Annotated in this window: 18 protein-coding genes; 8 read left to right on the top strand and 10 right to left on the bottom strand. The window is 36.3% G+C overall.

Going from position 1 to position 19,935, the window contains the following annotated elements:
- Positions 1–84 precede the first annotated feature (84 nt).
- The 6 genes from P177_RS04075 to P177_RS04100 all read right to left on the bottom strand — a co-directional run bounded on the left by P177_RS04075 (position 85) and on the right by P177_RS04100 (position 8,121).
- The gene (locus P177_RS04075) at positions 85–693 is read right to left on the bottom strand and encodes a DUF7151 family protein (RefSeq protein ID WP_036152086.1); all 609 of its coding nucleotides are present in this window, start codon (positions 691–693) and stop codon (positions 85–87) included.
- Between the two features lie 187 nt (positions 694–880).
- Entirely contained in the window at positions 881–1,666 is a 786-nt protein-coding gene (locus P177_RS04080; RefSeq protein WP_036152088.1) for an SDR family oxidoreductase, read from the bottom strand.
- 54 nt (positions 1,667–1,720) lie between these two features.
- Positions 1,721–2,038, bottom strand: coding sequence for a cupin domain-containing protein (locus tag P177_RS04085; protein ID WP_036152089.1), 318 nt, complete (start codon positions 2,036–2,038; stop codon positions 1,721–1,723).
- Positions 2,039–2,135: 97 nt separating this feature from the next.
- Positions 2,136–4,310 (bottom strand): OmpA family protein, encoded by a 2,175-nt coding sequence (locus P177_RS04090; RefSeq protein ID WP_167333093.1) that lies wholly within the window; start codon positions 4,308–4,310, stop codon positions 2,136–2,138.
- Between the two features lies 1 nt (position 4,311).
- Positions 4,312–5,265, bottom strand: coding sequence for a PorP/SprF family type IX secretion system membrane protein (locus tag P177_RS04095; protein ID WP_245233000.1), 954 nt, complete (start codon positions 5,263–5,265; stop codon positions 4,312–4,314).
- 3 nt (positions 5,266–5,268) lie between these two features.
- Positions 5,269–8,121, bottom strand: a complete 2,853-nt coding sequence (locus tag P177_RS04100; protein ID WP_036152093.1) for a gliding motility-associated C-terminal domain-containing protein — start codon at positions 8,119–8,121, stop codon at positions 5,269–5,271.
- A gap of 251 nt (positions 8,122–8,372) precedes the next feature.
- On the opposite strand from P177_RS04100, the gene P177_RS04105 reads away from it, so the two are divergent.
- The gene (locus tag P177_RS04105; RefSeq protein WP_036152094.1) at positions 8,373–9,728 is read left to right on the top strand and encodes a UDP-N-acetylmuramate--L-alanine ligase; all 1,356 of its coding nucleotides are present in this window, start codon (positions 8,373–8,375) and stop codon (positions 9,726–9,728) included.
- 253 nt (positions 9,729–9,981) lie between these two features.
- Here the strand turns inward: P177_RS04105 and P177_RS04110 are convergent, their stop codons facing one another.
- Positions 9,982–10,425, bottom strand: coding sequence for a DUF1569 domain-containing protein (locus tag P177_RS04110; RefSeq protein WP_036152096.1), 444 nt, complete (start codon positions 10,423–10,425; stop codon positions 9,982–9,984).
- A 62-nt stretch (positions 10,426–10,487) separates the two neighbouring features.
- On the opposite strand from P177_RS04110, the gene radC reads away from it, so the two are divergent.
- The 6 genes from radC to P177_RS19325 all read left to right on the top strand — a co-directional run bounded on the left by radC (position 10,488) and on the right by P177_RS19325 (position 16,176).
- Positions 10,488–11,186 (top strand): RadC family protein, encoded by a 699-nt coding sequence (radC, locus tag P177_RS04115; protein ID WP_036152098.1) that lies wholly within the window; start codon positions 10,488–10,490, stop codon positions 11,184–11,186.
- A gap of 48 nt (positions 11,187–11,234) precedes the next feature.
- The gene (locus P177_RS04120) at positions 11,235–12,482 is read left to right on the top strand and encodes a polysaccharide deacetylase family protein (RefSeq protein WP_245233001.1); all 1,248 of its coding nucleotides are present in this window, start codon (positions 11,235–11,237) and stop codon (positions 12,480–12,482) included.
- A complete protein-coding gene (locus P177_RS04125) occupies positions 12,475–13,164 on the top strand; it encodes a YjjG family noncanonical pyrimidine nucleotidase (RefSeq protein WP_036152103.1) in 690 nt (229 codons plus the stop codon). The genes P177_RS04120 and P177_RS04125 overlap by 8 nt, the downstream gene beginning before the upstream one ends.
- Before the next feature lie 52 nt (positions 13,165–13,216).
- Entirely contained in the window at positions 13,217–13,762 is a 546-nt protein-coding gene (locus P177_RS04130) for a hypothetical protein (RefSeq protein ID WP_036152105.1), read from the top strand.
- Complete coding sequence (locus tag P177_RS04135) at positions 13,759–15,195, top strand: DUF5723 family protein (protein ID WP_036152115.1); 1,437 nt, start codon at positions 13,759–13,761, stop codon at positions 15,193–15,195. Before P177_RS04130 ends, P177_RS04135 begins: the two co-directional genes overlap by 4 nt.
- A 78-nt stretch (positions 15,196–15,273) precedes the next feature.
- Complete coding sequence (locus P177_RS19325; protein ID WP_051941705.1) at positions 15,274–16,176, top strand: hypothetical protein; 903 nt, start codon at positions 15,274–15,276, stop codon at positions 16,174–16,176.
- Here P177_RS19325 and P177_RS04145 read toward each other — a convergent pair.
- A complete protein-coding gene (locus tag P177_RS04145; RefSeq protein WP_036152116.1) occupies positions 16,173–17,450 on the bottom strand; it encodes a replication-associated recombination protein A in 1,278 nt (425 codons plus the stop codon). The genes P177_RS19325 and P177_RS04145 overlap by 4 nt on opposite strands.
- A 138-nt stretch (positions 17,451–17,588) precedes the next feature.
- Between P177_RS04145 and P177_RS04150 the strand changes: the two genes are divergently transcribed.
- Positions 17,589–18,335, top strand: coding sequence for a rhomboid family intramembrane serine protease (locus P177_RS04150; protein ID WP_036152118.1), 747 nt, complete (start codon positions 17,589–17,591; stop codon positions 18,333–18,335).
- A 7-nt stretch (positions 18,336–18,342) separates the two neighbouring features.
- Here the strand turns inward: P177_RS04150 and rlmB are convergent, their stop codons facing one another.
- Both rlmB and P177_RS04160 read right to left on the bottom strand, forming a co-directional pair.
- Positions 18,343–19,077 (bottom strand): 23S rRNA (guanosine(2251)-2'-O)-methyltransferase RlmB, encoded by a 735-nt coding sequence (rlmB, locus tag P177_RS04155; RefSeq protein ID WP_036152120.1) that lies wholly within the window; start codon positions 19,075–19,077, stop codon positions 18,343–18,345.
- A 66-nt stretch (positions 19,078–19,143) separates the two neighbouring features.
- Positions 19,144–19,890, bottom strand: coding sequence for a hypothetical protein (locus tag P177_RS04160; protein ID WP_157486444.1), 747 nt, complete (start codon positions 19,888–19,890; stop codon positions 19,144–19,146).
- Positions 19,891–19,935: the final 45 nt, after the last annotated feature.

Below are 19,935 nucleotides of genomic sequence, written 5' to 3' on the forward strand. Positions count from 1 at the left end.
ATTTTGCGGACTTCACAAAAATACGCAAACCCTGTGATTAAGCCCGAAGCCAGTATTGTTCATAGGTATTGTTGTGCAACGTTTTTATTCATATTGCCTTAGTTCAAAAGATAGGTTATTGAAATTATCTCTAAGGGCTCCAATTCCAAATTGTAATTCTAAACTTATTTCGGTATCGCTTTCGATTACTCCTCGGACACCTGTATGATTCTGGACCTGCGAAGATGGTGTACTATGAAAAATAACTGTATTATTCAAGTCTATAGTTGAACTTAACGTACCTAAATATCTACCTTCCGATTCTCTTACCCAATCGATTTCTAAACCCAAAGTGTTCTCCAAAACATTCGATGTAGGGTCGTCGGTTCCGGATTGACTTATCAGAGAAACATATCTCGTGAATCCTAACTCGGCATTTTGTCCATTACAGATAAACTCAATATTATCAAACTCTGACTCATCAAGTTGACCATTAGAGTTCGTATCAATACCACTTTGAATTTGAAATCCACCATTAGGACAATTTTCCCCTGGTTGTTCAATTAAAGTAATTACCAAACTATTCAATCCATCAATACCATCCGTACCGTTTACACCGTCAATTCCATCTAAACCGTCGCTTCCATCTTCCGCTGAACAGCCTATGATTAGAGAAATAACTAATAGATAAATTACTCTTTTTGTTTCTTTCATATTAAAATAGTTTTAATGTTGCACAACAATTGTATAAACGTACCTAGGTACGTTTATTTATTATTTACCCGTAATTTAATTAAATGTTTTATAACGTCAATGAATACGGTGAAATAGTCGAATATTAACCGTATAATATGCGTTTGTAAACGTTTTAATTTGTTTGTTAACGTAAAAATTAATTTAACTAAAGCGACTTCAATAATCCACCATCAATAGGAATATTCGTTCCTGTAATATAAGCGGCGTTATCAGATGCTAAAAATGCAGCTAAATACCCATATTCTTTTGGGTCGCCAATTCGCTGCACCGCTACTCTAGATTCCATTTCTTTTCTTACCTGGCTTTGTTCAATACCTAATTGTTCCGCTTTTTTGGCATTAAGCTGCGCAATACGGTCTGTATCAAAATAACCGGTGAGCACGTTATTTACTGTAATATTATATTTGCCAACATCGGTAGCTAAAGATTTTGCCCAAGTGACTACAGCAGCTCTAATAGAGTTAGATAGTGCCAAGTATGATAATGGTTCTTTTACAGAGACCGAAGCTACATTGATAATACGTCCCCAATTATTTTCTGTCATTGAATGCAAAGCCAATTCCGTGGTAAAGACCACGGTTTTAAATAGCAAATCAAATGCGGTTTGGTAGTCATCAACTTTTTTCTCTAAAGCACTACCTGCTGCCGGACCTTGGGTATTATTTACCAATATATCTACCGTGTTGTTTTCAAAGTAGGTGCTTATTACCTGTTTGTAATCTTTGAAATTATTGAAATCTACGGCTAGGTATTGGTGTTGCTGCCCTTGGTCTGTAGGTAAGTCATTAACTATATGGTGTAATTTTTCTTCACTATGAGACATTAAGGTGACACTGGCACCACTTTCTGCTAATTGTTGCGCAATTGCTTTACCTATACCACCGCTACTACCACCAACTAATGCTTTTCTATTTTTTAAAGATATATTCATTTCTAATATTTTTAAATCAGGTAACTGAGCGTAGCCGAAGTTAATAACTAAATTCTAACGGTACTCTTCTCTTGTTGGGCTAAATACATCTAATAATTTACAAGGGGTCAAGGCAACGCCACTATGTTTTAAATGCGGGGCAATGACCACAATGTCGCCCGGGTAGTATATTTGGGTGTCGCCATCTAAGGTAAATTCAAATTCACCTTCCATTACATGCATGATCTGCTCGTTCATGTGCGCATGTTCAGGTACTGTGGCGCCTTTTTCAACATCCCAAAATGCCATACTCATGTTTTCAGAGTGTACCAATTTGCCATGTAGCCCTGGCATTATTTCTTTTGAGGGAATTGTAGCAAGATTCAATTTCATATTACCTTCGGTTTAAGAACTAAAGATACTAGAAACACGTTCAATTTTAAAAAAGCTTTTTTAAAATTTATTAGAGTGTAGCTTTTAAGATTTTTTATTATTTGCCTTCATAATCCCACCCTACAACTACAAATTCGCAACGTCTGTTCCACTCATGGTCTTCTTCTGAACATGCATCTACAGTAGGGCAAACTACAATTGGTTGAGATTCTCCATAACCTTTAGATACAATTCTACCCGGTGCTATGCCGTTCTTCATTAAAAATTCTTTGGCAGAATCGGCTCTTTTTTGCGAGAGGCCTTTATTATAACCGCTATTACCCCTAATATCGGTATGCGTGCCAATTTCAATGATTATGCCCGGGTTTTTCTTCATAATATCGATAACGGTCTGTAAACGTTCTCTGGACTCTCTTCTTAGGTACCAAAGGCTATAATCAAAATGTATTTCTTCGGTCTGTATAACTGTGCGATCGCTCTCTTTTACTAAAGCTTCTTCTGTTTCTATGGCATCTGCTATTTTCTTCGCCAAAGCTTTCTTTGCTCTTGCTTTTTCAGCTGTACGTTCTTGTGTTAAACGTGCTGCTTCTTCAATGCTTTGTTTTTCTGCTATTAATGCCGCTTTTTTCTCTGCCTCTAGCTTTTTAGCGGCTAACTGTGTTGCACGTAGCTTTTCGGCTTCTTGTTTTTCTTGTAATGCCAGTGCTTCTGTTTTTTGTTTTTCTAGGATGGAATATAAGCTCATGGAAGCATCATGTTCGGCATTTCTTTCTTTTGTACTGCGGATGTTCTTGGCATTACCCTCATATCCGTTTTTCTCTGCTTTTACTTCGTAGGATGCTTCACAGACAATATTAAAATCAAACGCACCATTTTCTATGGTAATGCATGTGGCTATGACCTCGTTTTCTGCATTTGCTAAAGTTACCGTTGCATTGGCTAACGGTAGGGTAGTGGTGCGATCCGTAATAATACCGGTAATAAATTGTTCACAATCTTCAATTGATAATTCTTTAGTTACGCTAAAACTGTAGATGTCATCGCTACCCTTACCAGATGGTCTGTTACTTGCAAAATAGCCGGATGCATTATCAGTATTCAATACATATGAGAAATCATCATAACCACTGTTCACTGGTAATCCTAAATTATCCGGATGCTGAAATGTTCCCTTCTCGTTTTTTGAAACAAAGACATCTAGAAGTCCGAAACCTGGGTGACCGTTCGATGAAAAGTAAAGTGAATTATCTGAAGCTATAAATGGGAATTGTTCCTTCTTGTCCGTATTGATCTCACTGCCTAAATTAACGGGAGTGCTAAATGTATTATCGGCTTGCAGGCTTGTTTCATAAATATCGAAAGAACCGAATCCGCCTGGTCTATCCGAAGAAAAATATAATTTTGTGCCATCAGCACTTAAAGCTGGGTGCTCATTAGAATAATCGTCACTATTGAATGAGAGCTCGGTAATATTCTTCCATTCGTCATCAATTAAACTAGCGCTGTATATCTTTAAATTAGACACCTTTTTGTCATCGGTTTTACGCTTACCATGGTTATAGTTGTTACGAGTGAAATACATGGTGTTTCCGTCGGGTGAAATCGTAAAAGAACCTTCGTGTAATTTTGTATTGATCGTATTTGATAGGCTTGTACTAATACTATCGCCCAGTTGTTCTTGATCTTTTGGGTGTGTATAAATATCAAGATACTGCTGATTGTTCCACCGGTATGTTTTTGAAGCTGTTTTTTTATGTGCTGCGGTGTACCAAATAGCATCACCTACCTGCATTGCCCCAAATTCTGATGTGGTCGTATTTAGATTACTGTTTGCAATAGCGAAACGATTACCGATCGCTTTTACATTTTCTAGGTATATATTCTCTTCTTTTAGTTGCTGCAACCTTTCCGTACTACCTTCTTTGGTGTAATAATCAAAAAATACCTGCGCGGCTTCGTCATATTCGCCAATAGCTTTCAAAGACTGGTTCAGCTTAAAATAATACTGCTCATTTACCGTATCGCCATAATTGGAAATAAGGTAGCGGTACCAACGTGCCGATGCTTTTAAATCAAAAGTATGGTAATAGCTATCTGCCAAATTTTTCACGACCAAGCTGCTCTTGTTGCTAGGTAACGCCGCTTCGTACAAGGCAATGGCATCTGCATAGTATTTCTTTTCAAATAGGTCGTTTGCACGTTTTAAGTCTTGTGACCAGGTCGTTTGAAATATTCCTAGAAATAGGATGATGTAAATATGTAAGTTTTTCATTTTAGTAGAATCTAGGAGATTTATCATAGCCTTTTTTGAGTCCCCAAAGGTCTAGGTTGAACAGCACAAAAATTTCGTGTGATCCATTATTGAATGCGCCTAAATTAGACAAGGTGTAATCATAAGCATAGCCTATTCTAACAGAAGGTATGACAGCAATATTGAACATGGCATTAACAGAGTCATCTATTCTGTAAGATACACCTCCTTCAAAACGATTATTGAACAGTGCGTTGAAAGATACATCTGCCGTAATAGGTGCGCCCGATACTATTTTGGTCAATACAGACGGCTTTAGTTTTAATTTTGGATTGATGTCAAATACATAACCTGCCATACCAAAAAGGTGAATGGCTTCTGAGCCAATGCGGTTTAAACCATCTCTATTTTCTAAATGTTTGGAGGTCAGTAAATTTGGAATAGACAGACCTGCGTAGAACTTATCTCTGTTATAAAATGCACCTATACCCACATTTGGGAAGGTATTGTTCATATTTTCATTAAAGGCAGGATCATCTTGAACTTCTGGTAGCCTGAATCCGTTAAAATTGGTCTCGAAAGTAGTGATACCTCCTTTTAATCCTAAACTTAAATTACTTTGCTCATCTAGCTTAAGGATATAAGCAAAATCAACATAGATATTATTTTCTTTCAACGAACCGTCGCCAATATCATCTGATATAATAGATGCACCCATTTCAATTTTTTCCGATAACGGAGTATGTGCAAAAAAGGTCAGCGTTTTTGGTGAGCCAATAGCATTTTCCCATTGGGTTCTGTATAGCGTACCAAAATTGAGCATGCCTGGTTCATTGGTCGTGTAAGCAGGGTTGACCACATTCATGTTATACATATATTGTGTATACTGCGGGTCTTGCTGTGCCTGCGTTTTTAAAAGGAACAAAAGCATAAGGATGCAAATACCCCAAGGTGTGTTTATTAATTTCTTGTGCATGGGTTATCTGTTTAAGTATAAGCGACCTTGAATAGGTTCTGAATTGCCTTTGTTGTAATTGATGATATAGAAATAGACTCCGTTGGGTGCTGTTGAAGAACCATTTCTTCCATTCCACGCTGGGTTGTTTATATCACCTTTGAATAAACTGGTTCCGTATCTGTTCAATATTTCCAATGTAAAATTGGGGAATATGGTTTCTATATTCGGAATGAAAAAAGTATCGTTTCTGCCATCGGCATTTGGTGAAAATCCGTCAGGTATAAAAAAGTCATAATTTTCGGGATCACAATCACTGAAATCTATAGTGATAGGAACACGTGTTGCAGAAGAACATCCGGTAACGGAATTATAATTCTCGGCGTAGTACGTAGTATCTGGTACTAAAGGGATATCATCTGTAAGTGCCGTACCACCGCTTTCGGTTATAAACCAAAATACTTCATTTTCCGTTTCGTTTTCTAATGCTCTTAAGGCTATAACCGTAGGGTCATCTAAACCACAAACAGATAATATATCTGAAGAAATAGCTGTTGGTGCCACGGTTATTACGGTTGGGGTAATTTCTAATCGCTCTGTACTCGTACAACCACCGCTGTTGGTAGATGCAAAATAGGTTTGACCATCAACAAGAATTGTAGCATTGTCTAATTCACTACCGCCGGAGAGAGCGTCAAACCAAGTAACAGAGTTACCAGAAACGACCGATATTTCGATATTTGCCAGAGTCGGGCTAGTTTCTGCGCAGAATAATGGGTTATCATCTATGGTTGTTGGCGCATCAGGATTGCTAAAATTAACAGTTATCTGAACCCGTTCAGTGCCTTCGCAATTGGTAAGTGGATCGCTATTGGTTACAAAATAATTTTCACCATCAATAAGCTCAGTAGAGATAGGTAGAATATTGGTATCCGTATCAGTATCGTAAAATAAGATATCGCCAGTTGCGGTAACATTAATATCCATTAGTGTTGGGGTTCCATCAAAATCACTCAGACAAAAAGTCTGACTGGCATCAGCTGTGGGAGCTTCTGGCACTCCGCCTCTTGAGAAATTTTCACTCTCCTCGAACTCAAAATCTAATCGGCAGGGCGTAGTATCATTTTGAATGCTTCGTACACTAGCGGTATAATTACCAATTGGCAACGCATCTACATCTATTTGGTATGCTGCAGTACCACCTGTGAAATTAATGGTGTTGGTCGTCAACACCGTATTGGAACCTAACTCAGTAACATCATAAGTAATGGTGTAGGTGCCATCTGGTAGAATTGGTGCATCAACAAGCACATCTATTTGTGTGGCATCGCAATTATTATCTATGATCAAATCTAGTTGAATAGCATCTGGTAACGGAGTTACCGTAATGGTATCTGTAATTGGACAACTAGTGGCGTAGATATCGCTTATTGTAGGTCTAATTCCATAATCTCCACCTTCCGTAAAATTACTTCCGGGAACAATGAACGTAGCTGCACCATTGGTAAACTCAAGTTCAAACGCATCTGAAGTAATTGTAGATCCATCAGGATTAGTAATCGTATATGCTGTAGTAAAGTTTCCATTAGCTAAATTACCATTGGTGTCAAGAATTTCAATCACCTGAATGGTATTGTCATTATCAACACAGATATCTTCTGCGCTAACAGATGAGCTTGTAACCAAGAACGTAGTTGGTGGCACAACAACTCTATCACAAACAGCTCGTGGGGGAGTAACACTGGTTATGCCAATAATTTCAAGAGTTACTTCTTGATTTAAGGGTACTAAAGAAGGATTGACAATAAAATCTCCATTTCCGTTAGCTAATGTTGCGGGTGAATCGCCAATGGAACCATCTATGGTATACTGAATTAAAAAATCACCATTGTGCAATAGCGTATCATCGTAAACTAGATCAACAACATAGTCTTCGCCAGCACATATATCATCTGCGGTAATAGTACCGTGTAGCACAGGTAAAATACTAATGCTTATTTCGGTCTCTCTTTTTTCGCACACTGGGTGACTAGGGAAAACTGTATAAATGAACGTGAAATCTGCATAACCAAAATTATCATACATTTCTTGAATGTTAATGACTGAATCGTTGAGGTCACTTAATTGATTGGTGCCATTTTCCGTCCAAGTTCCATTTGGGTCTTCACCTACCAATTGGTCGCTAAGATCAAATGCGGTATAAGCGGATAAATCATCATCTGCACAGAAGGTAAGACCAAAAGCATTACCTGCATTTGGTGGTGGATGCACTTCTAAAATTACTGTTGATGTTCTTTCTAAGCAACTATCAACATCTGGTACGGTATACGTAAAATTATATATTCCGGGTCCTGCCATTTGGGCATTGAAGATATTATCTTCTAACTGACCTGTAAATGTACTAGGGTCTTCTTCCCAAAGGCCATTGAAATCTTGAACTTTTCCGTCTACATTACTTCCTAAAAATCCGTGTAAGTTTACACTAGGGTCATCACCACAGGCATTGGCGCTACCATCAATATTATCTTCGCCAGGGTAACCACCTAAAGTTATGTTTACGGTAGCAGTTTCATTACAATCTGTATTGGTATATACAAAGGAGTGTGTTCCATAGTTATTAATACGCCATAAATCAACGATTCCCGTACTTTGGTTTAAAGCATAGAAGTTTTCTGGATTTGTGGTTGACCATGTTCCGCCAGCGGTAGGTGAGCCACCTAGTCTTGGAAATAAGGCAAAGTTACGGTTGGTGTCATCTGCATCTTTTTCACAGACTACAACGCTAGCATCATTTCCTGCGCATTGTGCTTTGACCAAGTTTGAGAAACCAAGCGTAAAAAACACAATGGCTAAGAACCTAATTTTTAATTTATTCATTAATAGGGGGTTGGTTGTTGAATACCTTAATAGATGTTAAAGGTATTTCCGGTTGTATTTGTAGGAAATTATATGTTGTGAAAACACCATAATGTAAGGTGAATACTACTAAACATGATAAAAAGTGTTAAAAATTAACGTATTTCGTCGATGATAATGCCGCTTTTTAAGGGATTTGCTAAGCTCTAGTTTTGTTGGAATTGGAAAATAGTAAATGCACAATACGTATCTTTGCCACCTAAAATTTAGTAATGCGAATACATTTTATTGCAATAGGAGGAAGTGCCATGCACAATTTAGCGTTGGCTCTAGAACATAAAGGATATGTTATTACAGGTAGTGACGACGTTATTTTTGAACCTTCTAAATCTAGATTAGCGGCAAAAGGATTACTACCCGAAGAGTTTGGCTGGTTTCCTGAAAAAGTAACAAGTAATGTAGATGCTATTGTATTGGGTATGCATGCCAAAGCAGATAACCCAGAATTGCTAAAAGCCCAAGAATTGGGAATCACTATTTACTCTTACCCAGAATTTTTATACGAGCAATCTAAAAATAAAACCCGAGTAGTTATTGGTGGTAGCCATGGTAAAACAACCATTACCTCAATGATCCTTCATGTACTTAACTTTAATGATATTGAGGTAGATTATATGGTAGGGGCACAATTAGATGGTTTTGATAGAATGGTGCACCTTACCGAGGATAATGATTTTATCGTGCTAGAAGGTGATGAGTACTTATCGTCCCCAATAGACCGCAGACCTAAATTTCATTTATACAAACCTAATATTGCTTTGTTAAGTGGTATCGCTTGGGATCATATTAATGTTTTTCCCACTTTTGAGAATTACGTAGAGCAGTTTAAAATATTCGTTGATAGTATCGTTAATGGTGGTTCTATAACTTATAATATAGAAGACGAAACAGTAAAAGAGATTGTTGAAGCATCTGAAAATGCCATTAGAAAATTACCGTATACCACACCTGAATATAGTGTAGAAGAAGGGGAAACGCTGTTGGAAACAAATGAAGGACCAATGCCCATTGAGGTTTTTGGGAAACATAACCTAAGCAATTTGGCAGGAGCAAAGTGGATTTGCCAAAACATGGGAGTTGACGAGGATGATTTTTACGAAGCTATTGCCACTTTTAAAGGTGCGTCTAAACGTTTAGAAAAAATAGCAGAAGGTAATTCAAGTATCGCCTATAAAGATTTTGCACACTCCCCAAGTAAAGTAGCTGCTACTACAAAAGCGGTGAAAGAGCAATACCCAAATAGAAAACTGATAGCTTGTTTAGAGTTGCACACGTACAGCAGTTTTAACCCTGAGTTCTTAAAGGAATACAAAGGTGCATTAGATGCCGCTGATGAAGCAGTTATTTTCTTCTTGCCAGAATCTGTAGCTATTAAGAAGTTAGAAGCCGTTACTCCAGAACAAATTTCAGAAGCTTTTCAAAGAAAAGACCTAAAGATTTTTACCGATGCAGCTTCGTTTCATGAATACCTAGAGAGTCAGGCGTACGATAATACCACATTGTTACTTATGAGTTCAGGTAATTATGGCGGATTCGATTTGAAGAGATTTCAAGAGTTGATGGGTTAAGGGGAATTACGAAGTAATAAGTACGAGGTTCAAAGTAATAAGTATTAAGTATTAAGTAAAAAGTACTAGGTACAAAGTTGGAATAGAGAAAATAGAGTAAAGAGTATTAAGTACAAAGTACTAAGTCTTTTTGAGCTTGAATTTGAGTTTGTCCTTTGAATTTTTTTGAACTTGAACTTGACTTTTGAGCTTGAATTTGTTTTTTTCCAACAATTAACAACCAACAATTAACAACCAACAACCAACAACTAAATTACACTCCAAATTGTTTCAAATGATGGTCTAAATGTTTGTATTGCATTTGTCCCCATTGCTCTTTTGTAAATGGTCCGAATGCAGGGTGCGGATACCATTCTTTGCGATCACGAACTTCATAAAAATCATTCACTAAAGTTTTAAGAGTTTCATGTTCGGTACTGAATACCTTATCTTCTTTTGTTTTTAGTTGAGGTGCAGTCGGTAAATTTTTACGCCATGGTTTATCATTATATAAAGACTTTTTAAAGAACGTTTTTACGAACCAATTGCCTTTAGAAGTATTGGGTGTATTCTTAATTGCTAATTTTAATGGATACTGACAATGCCACACCATTTGCCCAACGGTCATTTTACCCCAACCTTTCTCAGAGGTTTCTGAGAGTTGCTCAATTCTACCTTTAATTTCTTGGTATGCCTCTTCGTTTAATATCGATTTCATGGTTGGTTTTTTAATTGATGTATAAATTTACCATAAAATAATTTGTTCTGTATCTTTAGCCAATGCACGATAAACCAACCTCGTTATCTATAAAAAATTGGTCAGATGATGATAAGCCAAGAGAAAAGCTAGTACAGAAGGGTCGTTCGGTATTATCTGATGCTGAACTGATTGCCATTTTAATAGGTTCGGGTAGTAGATCAGAAAGTGCGGTTGAATTGTCTAAACGTATTTTGGCATCTGTAGATAACAACCTGAACGAATTAGGTCGGCTTTCTATAAAACAGCTGATGACCTTTAAAGGTATTGGTGAAGCAAAAGCAGTAAGCATAGCAGCCGCTTTAGAAGTAGGTAGAAGAAGAAGGGGAGAAGATGCCGCCAAAATTGAAAAAATAGGAAGCAGTAAAGATGTATATGAAATTCTACAACCGCTGTTGGGCGATTTGGAACATGAAGAATTCTGGATTCTCTTTCTCAACAACTCCAACAAAGTATTACATAAGGCACAATTAAGCAAAGGTGGTATTACCGGTACTTTGGTAGATGTGCGTATTGTGATGAAACAAGCTTTAGAGCTTGGGTCGGTTGCCATTATTCTTGCCCACAATCACCCTTCAGGTACCTTAAGACCCAGTGCTGCCGATAAGCAGATTACCCAGAAGTTGAAAATTGCCAGTGAAACTTTAGATATTAAAGTGTTGGATCATTTAATCATTACCCAAAAAAGTTACTATAGCTTTGCAGATGAAAATATTCTATAAATGTTATTGATTTATACACATAAAATCACTCCGCGTCTTACCTATATCATGAGGCATATCTTCGTGAACATATTGGGTATTGACCTAGATTTCACTACCAAGGTAGAAGAGTTTATAAAACATACGGGACCAAAGATCACCTATACAAAACAACCCCTGCAGAACGAATTCTTTATTCGTAGCAATGATTTGTTGTTTGAACAGGGAATTAATGATATTCAGTTGAATATTGGGGATTATGATGGTACGCCTTGTTTTTTTCAGGCAGGGGAAAGAAGCACGTTACCTTTTGATATTTTTGCCGCTAGTTTCTTTATGCTCTCTAGATATGAAGAGTATTTACCTCATGTAAAGGATATACATGGTAGGTTTTCTCCTAAAGACAGTATCGCTTTTCAAAACGGATTCCTTAAAAAACCTGTTGTTGATATTTGGGCTTTCAAACTGTTAAATGCACTGAAAGAACGTTTTGCGGATTTGGAATATAAAAACAAAACGTATGATTTTATTTCTGTTATAGATGTGGCCACTTCTCATTGCTATGCCAACCGTGGTCTCATGCGTGGTGTTGTAGGGATGCTGATGGACTTAGGTACCTTCAAGCTAAAGAGGGTGGTAGAACGTATTGCTGTGGGATTAAATAGGCAAAAAGATCCTTATGATAATTACAATGAGCTCATCGCTTTGCACAAAAAGAATAAAATAAAATGTAATTTCTTTTTTCAGTTTGCGGATTATTCGAAGTACGATAAAAACGTATCAACAAATAGCATAAAATTTAAGTCGCTCATTAAACATGTGGCAGATTATATGCCGGTTTCATTGGCGGCTAGTTATAGTTCATTTTCTGATCTTGAACTTTTAAAAAAGGAGAAAGCAAATTTGGAAGAGGTCATTAACAGACCTGTTAACAATTGTAAAATGCGATATAATAGGGTAGATGTACCGCAAACTTATAGGAATTTGATCGCAGCGGAATTTACGAACGACTTTACTATGGGGTATACTTTTGAGCTTGGTTTTAGAGCAGGTACTTGTACTCCGTTTCAATTTTACGATATTCCGTTAGAGGTAAATCAGCCTATAAAAGTGCATCCGTTCGCTATTCATGATATTTCCCTATCTAAGATTAAGAAGGATGAAGAGATTTATCGTCAAATAGAATTGTTGACGAATGAGGTAAAAAAAGTTAATGGTACACTGATAGCTATGTTTTCTAATGAAGTTTTAGGAAATAAGGAAGATAGAGATTGGATGACCGTTTATTCTGAGGTAATAAAACAACAGCATGTTTGAAGGTAAAGTAACAGATATTTTTTTTGATTTGGATCATACCTTGTGGGATTTTGATCAGAACTCGGCACTTACATTTAAGAAAATATTCAACGAGCAAAAAGTTGAAGTGGAATTAGAAGCTTTTCTAGAGGTTTATGTACCTGCAAATTTGAAGTTTTGGAGATTGTTTAGAGAAGATAAAATAACAAAATCAGAATTGCGGTATCAACGTTTAAAATCGGTTTTTGATACAATGGGTTATCCGGTTACAGATGATGTTATTCATATGTTATCCGAAGAATACATAAACCATTTATCTTCATTTAATACTCTATTTCCTAATGCGATAGAGGTGTTAGAGTATTTAAAGCCGAAGTATAAATTACATATTATAACCAACGGTTTTCAAGAAGTTCAAGAAAAGAAGCTTAGAAACGCTGGTATTCATGGCTATTTTGATCAGATTATAGACTCTGAAATGGCAGGAGCTAAAAAGCCTAACCCGGTTATCTTTAATTTGGCTCTAGATAGCGCTGGTGTCTTGCCAGAGAAATCATTGATGATCGGTGATAGCTTAGAAGCGGATATTATGGGCGCTAAATCATTAGGGTTTTATACCCTACACTTTAACGCTCATAAAGAAGAAAGTCACAATATTGCTCCTATTATTTACGATTTGCAAGAAATAAAATCCCTTTTGTAGAGTTACTACTACTATAGACGCTTGTCTATAAGTATAAAACTTGTTTGAGGTGATGAAAATGGTACGTATTCTGGCATTGATAATGGTAGGTCTACTGCTGGTAACGTCTTGTTCTGAAGAGCAAGATTTTGATCAGTTAGACGATTTAACCATTACTCCAGATTATGAAACCAGTATTTTCTACGTAAAGGCCCAAGAGACCTTGATCAACAGGGTGGAAGGTCTAGATTTTTTTACTCAGGATTTTAATTTTGATGCTTTTGAAGAGCCGTTTTTTGCTGAAAGAGTGCTAGCTGGAGTGCTTACTTATGAGTTAGAGAACACTACCAGTAAACCTATAGAAATTAGACTAGAGTTTTTAGATGAAGCCGAAAATGTATTGGATACCGAAGTTTTTAGTATGGATGCGGCACCAACGGCAATTCTGCAAAGAGATGTGGCATATGGGGCAACCGGTAAAAGTCTAGATATTATCAAAGCTACTTCAGAAATAAGATTGACTGCTATTAATTTAGGTGATAATAGTAGCGAGTCCACTTTACAAGATCCTGCAATCGTGCTTCGTTCTAGTGCACAATTTACTTTAGATATACGATGAGATTATGCCATTGCTTTTTTATAGCAGGCGTTTTGCTTACTTTGAGTTTAAAAGCTCAGAATAAGCAAATTCTATATGATTTTAATGAAATACCGCAATCACTATCTGTAAACCCCGGTGTAGAATCTGATTTTAAATGGTATGCAGGTGTGCCTATGTTATCTGGTATTTCTGGGTATGCTGGTTCTAATGCTATTTCCGTCAATGATATTTTTGCCAATGATGGTATAGATATCAATATAAAATTCAGGGAGCGGGCTTTAGATGTACTTACTCCAAAAGATGAGTTAAGTACCACGATACAAATGGAATATTTGAGTGGCGGATTCAGAAGTGAGAATCCGAATATATTTTACTCGTTTGGCGGATATCTTGAGTTTGACAATATAGGCTACTGGCCTCAAGATTATGCTTATCTGTTATTTGACGGTAATGCAGATCAGTTGGGTAGAAGATATGATTTGGGAGATTTAAAGGTTCGTGGTTCTTTGGTCAATGTTTTTCATTTTGGTATCAATAAAAGAATAGATCGTAATTTAACCGTAGGTGCAAGGGGAAAATTATACTCGGCTATTGCGGACTATAGTTCTTCAACAAATAATGGACATTTAAGTAATGTAGAGGGGCAGAACAATTTAATTGCAACGAATTTGAATGCAGATTTGCTGCTGCGTACATCTGGACTACGAAGTTTAAGAGATGCAAATAACGATGATGCCCTTGGAAATGAAATTATAAGTAGAGCCCTATTTGGTGGGGATCTAGGTTTAGGTGTAGACCTGGGGTTTACATATCATTTATCTGAACGTACAACGCTTACCGGCAGTTTATTGGACATAGGTTTTATTTATCATTCTGGAGACTCTAAAAGTTATAATTTAAAAGGAAATACATCTGTAGAAGGTATAGAAATAGATGTACTTGAAAATTTTGCAAGCTTAGATAGAGATTTTTGGCAAGAATTGGTAGATGAAATTGAGGATGTAGTGCCTTTTGAAACCGACACTAAAGGCTATGTTTCGTTTAGACCTACAAAATTATATGCATCTATTAGAAATGATTTTGGCGAACCTGTGGGTAATGGTGGTTCGCAAAATTGTGATTGTACAGCTGGCTCTTCTGGTGGCGAGTTGCGCACTACATACAGAAATTCATTTGGTGGACAATTATATATGATTAATAGGCCTAGAGGTCCACAAATGGCATTAACAGGTTTTTATACCCGTAGAATAGGTAATGCTTTGGCATTTAAAGGAACTTATACTGTAGATAAATTTAGTAAAACCAATATAGGATTGGGAATGAATTTACAAGCCGGACCTGTTAATTTTTATGTTATGGCAGATAACCTGCTATCTTATAATAATATAGCGGCAACTAACTACGCATCGTTTCAACTTGGGTTGAATATTATATCATGGGGTCGTAAATAGTAGCACATCTTCTAAGCTTCTTTTATTTTTTTGGCATGCTTTTTTCATATATTACGATGAATTTAAAATTATGTCGTTTTGAAAACAGTTATCGCAATACTATTCACATTTATAGGACTTTCTTCGTATGCCCAAGAGAACTTAGATGATTACAAGTACATCATTGTTCCAAAGAAGTTTGATGCTTTTAAGAATATGAATGAACATCAAACAAGTACGTTAATAAAATTTCTATTTACAGGTAAAGGATTTACTACGGTATATGAAGATCAATTGCCAGAAGATTTAAAGTTTAATAGATGTTTGGGGGTTGTTGCAGATTTACAAGATGATAGTAGTATGTTTTCTACCAAGACCATCATTAATTTAATAGACTGTAATGATAAGATTGTTTTTAGCACCATGCAGGGTATAAGTAAGATAAAGCAGTATAAAGAAGCATATAATGAAGCAATTAGAGAATCTATGCGTTCTTTTAATGGCATCAACTATACTTATAGTGATAAAAAAGAAAAAGAGGAGCCGGTGACCGTTAGTTTTAAAAATGACGTTAAAAAATTAGATGAGTCTAAAGCTGTTAAGATTTTAGAAGGAGAAAAAGCAAAAGAAAAGGAGAAAGTTACCAAAAGTACTGCGGTGATTTCTGATGAAACCGAGAAAACACAATACTATAAAGATCAAACTCCCGTAGCATCCAATATTAAGAAAGCAGAGCCAAAAACATCTGTTTTAAAAAACGTGGAAGTTAAAAAAACAGCTGTAAAAGATATTTGGTATGCACAGGCTACAGAAACCGGGTACCAATTGGTAGATAGTTCTCCAAAGGTTAGAATGAACTTAATGAAGAGCTCTGCTGATAATGTTTTTATGGCAAAGACAGATACCAAAAACGGCATGGTCTACCAAAAGGATGGTGATTGGATTTTTGAATATTATGAGAACGATAAATTGGTTCAAGAAGAATTGAATATCAAATTCTAAAAGTCATATTTCGTTTTCCATCTGTTCTTTATAAAATCGCTAAGCGCTTTTTCCCTGGCATTGTTGCCAGGTTTGTAGAAGGTAGTTCCAGTTATTTCATCAGGTAGAAACTCAGCATCCACAAAGTTATTTTGGTAATCATGGGCATATTTATATTCTTGCCCGTAGCCCAGGTCTTTCATTAATTTGGTAGGTGCATTTCTTAACGGAAGTGGAACGGTCAAATTACCTGTTTGTTTTACTGCCTGTTGTGCTTTTCCTATCGCCATATAACTTGCATTGCTCTTTGCAGAGGTTGCCAAGTAAATTGCACATTGACTTAATACAATTCGTGCTTCTGGATAACCAATGGAAGTCACGGCTTGAAAAGTTGTATTCGCCATTACCAAAGCGGTAGGATTCGCCAAACCAATATCTTCAGAAGCAGATATAAGCATTCTACGTGCAATGAACTTTACGTCTTCACCGCCTTCTATCATTCTCGCTAACCAATATACCGCACCGTTAGGGTCACTACCACGAATAGATTTTATAAAGGCCGATACAATATCGTAATGCTGTTCCCCCGTTTTGTCATAAAGAACCGTGTTTTTTTGAACTTTAGACAGTACCAATTCATCAGTAATGACAATGGTGTCACTTTCTTCAGAATTAACGACCAATTCAAAAACGTTCAATAATTTTCTACCATCACCTCCAGATATACGTAATAAGGCTTCAGTTTCTTTTAGTTCTATTTTTTTTGATTTTAGCAACGCGTCTTTTTCCATTGCCCTTTTGATCAAATTTTCTAAATCCGTTTTTCCAAAGGCATTTAAAATATAGACCTGACAACGGGAGAGTAATGCTGGTATTACCTCAAAACTTGGATTTTCAGTAGTAGCCCCAATTAAAGTTACCCAACCTTTTTCAACCGCTGCCAAGAGCGAATCTTGTTGAGATTTGCTAAAACGATGTATCTCATCTATGAATAGAATAGGGTTTTTAGCGGTGAACAATCCGCCGGCTTGTTTAGCCTTGTCAATGACCTCGCGAATATCTTTAACACCACTATTTATGGCACTTAAAACATAAAAAGGTCTTTTGCTTTGTTCTGCTATAATATTTGCTAAAGTTGTCTTTCCTGTACCTGGAGGTCCCCAAAGAATTAATGAAGGAATAATACCTTTCTTTATTTGATTCGTTAGCGAGCCCTTTTCACCTACTAAATGATGCTGACTAATATATTCGTCTAATGTTTTTGGACGTACGCGTTCTGCTAAAGGTTCGTTCATAATACAAAAATATAATATTCTTAAATGAGAAGAGAAAAGTATGTTGCCAATTGATTGTTAAGTAAGGATTGAAGTGACAATATGACCAATTTGCAAACGTTGGTAGTATAATTGTAAGCTATAAATTAAAACAAGCTCATGTCAGAAATGGGACATTTTAAGTTTTCTAATAAAGTGCTGGCTATTCCGCTTTTTGCTATGATAGTCATCTGGTGCGTGTATTGGGTAGAATTGATTTTGGGCGTGAACTTTAATGAAATGGGGGTAATGCCAAGAACACTATTGGGATTACGCGGAGTGGTTTTTAGTCCGTTTATTCATGGTTCTTTGGAGCACCTATATAACAATACAATTCCTTTAGCCATTTTACTTACTGCGCTTTGGTATTTTTATAAAGATGTTGCGTGGAAAGTTGTTGTATATGGCATTTTATTATCCGGTTTAATAACTTGGCTAATTGGTAGAACATCCTATCATATAGGTGCAAGCGGACTTATTTATGTGCTGGCTAGTTTTATCTTTTTCAAAGGAATATTTAGTTCTCACTTTAGACTGGTAGCACTTTCTTTAATTGTTGTTTTTATATATGGGAGTATGCTTTGGTATATATTTCCGGTTAAGGAAGGAATGTCTTGGGAAGGACATTTAGCCGGTTTTCTCACGGGATTGTTCCTTGCAAAAATGGTGAAAGCACGCATTCCGCCAACCAAAAAGTATGAATGGGAAAAGGAAGATTTTAAAGAAGAAGATGATTTGTTTTTACAGCATTTTGATGAAAACGGTAACTTCAGGGAACTACACATTGAAGAGGAATTCGAGGAAGAAGAAAGTTTTAAATATAACTACATCTTCAAGAAAAGCTCTAAAAGTGATTCAGATAGGTGAATTGTAGTTACAAACGTTGACGAACGGCTTCGTATAAGAAAACGGCACATGCAACAGAAACATTTAACGATTCAATCTCACCTAATAATGGAAGTTTAGCTCTATAATCTGAAGCTTTTAAAATAGAAGGCGTAATACCACGATCTTCAGCACCCATAACAATTGCTATAGAATCTGTAAAAGGAACATCATAAACAGAATCATCTGTTTTTTCGGTAGCCGATACTATTTTAATATCTGATGCCTGTAAATAGAAAACAGCATCTTTTAAGTGATCTACTTTTGCTATTGGCACTCTATATGCAGCACCGGCAGAGGTTTTAATGGTGTCTGCGGTTACAGGTGCGGCACCTTTCTTTTGAACAATGATCCCATCAACTCCGGTACATTCTGCAGTTCTAATGATTGCTCCAAAATTACGTACATCAGAAAGTTGATCTAATAATAGAAATAAAGCAGGACCTTCTTTCTCGTTCGCCTTTTCCACTAAATCTTCAAGAGTATGAAATGCGATAGGGGAGATGTTGGCAACGGCACCTTGGTGATTGTTTTTTGTAAGTCTGTTCAATTTTTCAATAGGCACATAGACCATATTGATTTCATTTCTGCGCAATAAACCCTCCAATTCTTTCATAAGGTCTCCTTTAAGACCTTTTTGAAGAAATACCTTGTCTATCTCTTCATTTGAGTTGACAGCTTCTATAATGGCTCTTAAGCCATAAATTTGAGTGGTTTTTTGCATGGGGCAAAGGTAAATAAAAACCGCCCAACTATTGTTGGGCTGTTTTAAATATTAAGATTAAAAGTTTTAGCTATTTAAATAGTCAAATACTTTAATTAAATCTGATTCATCTTTAATGTTTAGATTGTTTTCTTTTAAGAAAAGTTTGAGCTCTTCTCTTTTAGATTCATCTACTAACTTAATTAGTTTTTTGTTTTTTAGCGGAACCTGATCAATCCTATTTACACCATTTTTTTGGAAATAGAATTCTGTAAATTTTGTAAACCTACTTGGTACAGCTGCTACAAATGAATTTTGTGCTGGTTGCCCTTCTGTAAACTTAACAAGGGTTCTCTCGTACAGATCATACTTGCTTCCTTTTTGAATAAGAGATAAATACCCATTTAGAGTAGCGTTTTTCTCTGTCACAAAAGTTTTAAAACTTAGAGGTTTAGCATTAATAAGAAGGCTAATCTCTTTATCTTTTACTAAAGCTTGGTACGCTTCTTCCTCAGAAGCTGTTTTTTTAATTTCAATCTCCTCGTTCAAGGCATTGTATCTATAATAAATATTGCCAACAACTTCGTCATTGTATTTTAGGATTGTTGGGGCAAAAGTATTGGAAGTGTATGGGGAACCTTGAAATTTGTCTAAATCTATTTCTCGTCTTTTTTGATAAGCCTCGTTTACAGGACCTAAGAAGTTTGCTATTGCGGCACCTGCGGCTGCATTTTGACTAGCTCCTCCCATATTAGTTGGCACTTGCCCAGAATATTGAGCTTGTAAAGTTGTACTTGCTATTGCAGTAATAGCTAACATTAAGATTTTTTTCATGGTTTGGTTGTTTAAGATGCTTAATTTAAAAATAATTTTTAAACC

The sequence above is a fragment of the Maribacter forsetii DSM 18668 genome (genome assembly GCF_000744105.1).
Taxonomy (GTDB): Bacteria; Bacteroidota; Bacteroidia; order Flavobacteriales; family Flavobacteriaceae; genus Maribacter; species Maribacter forsetii.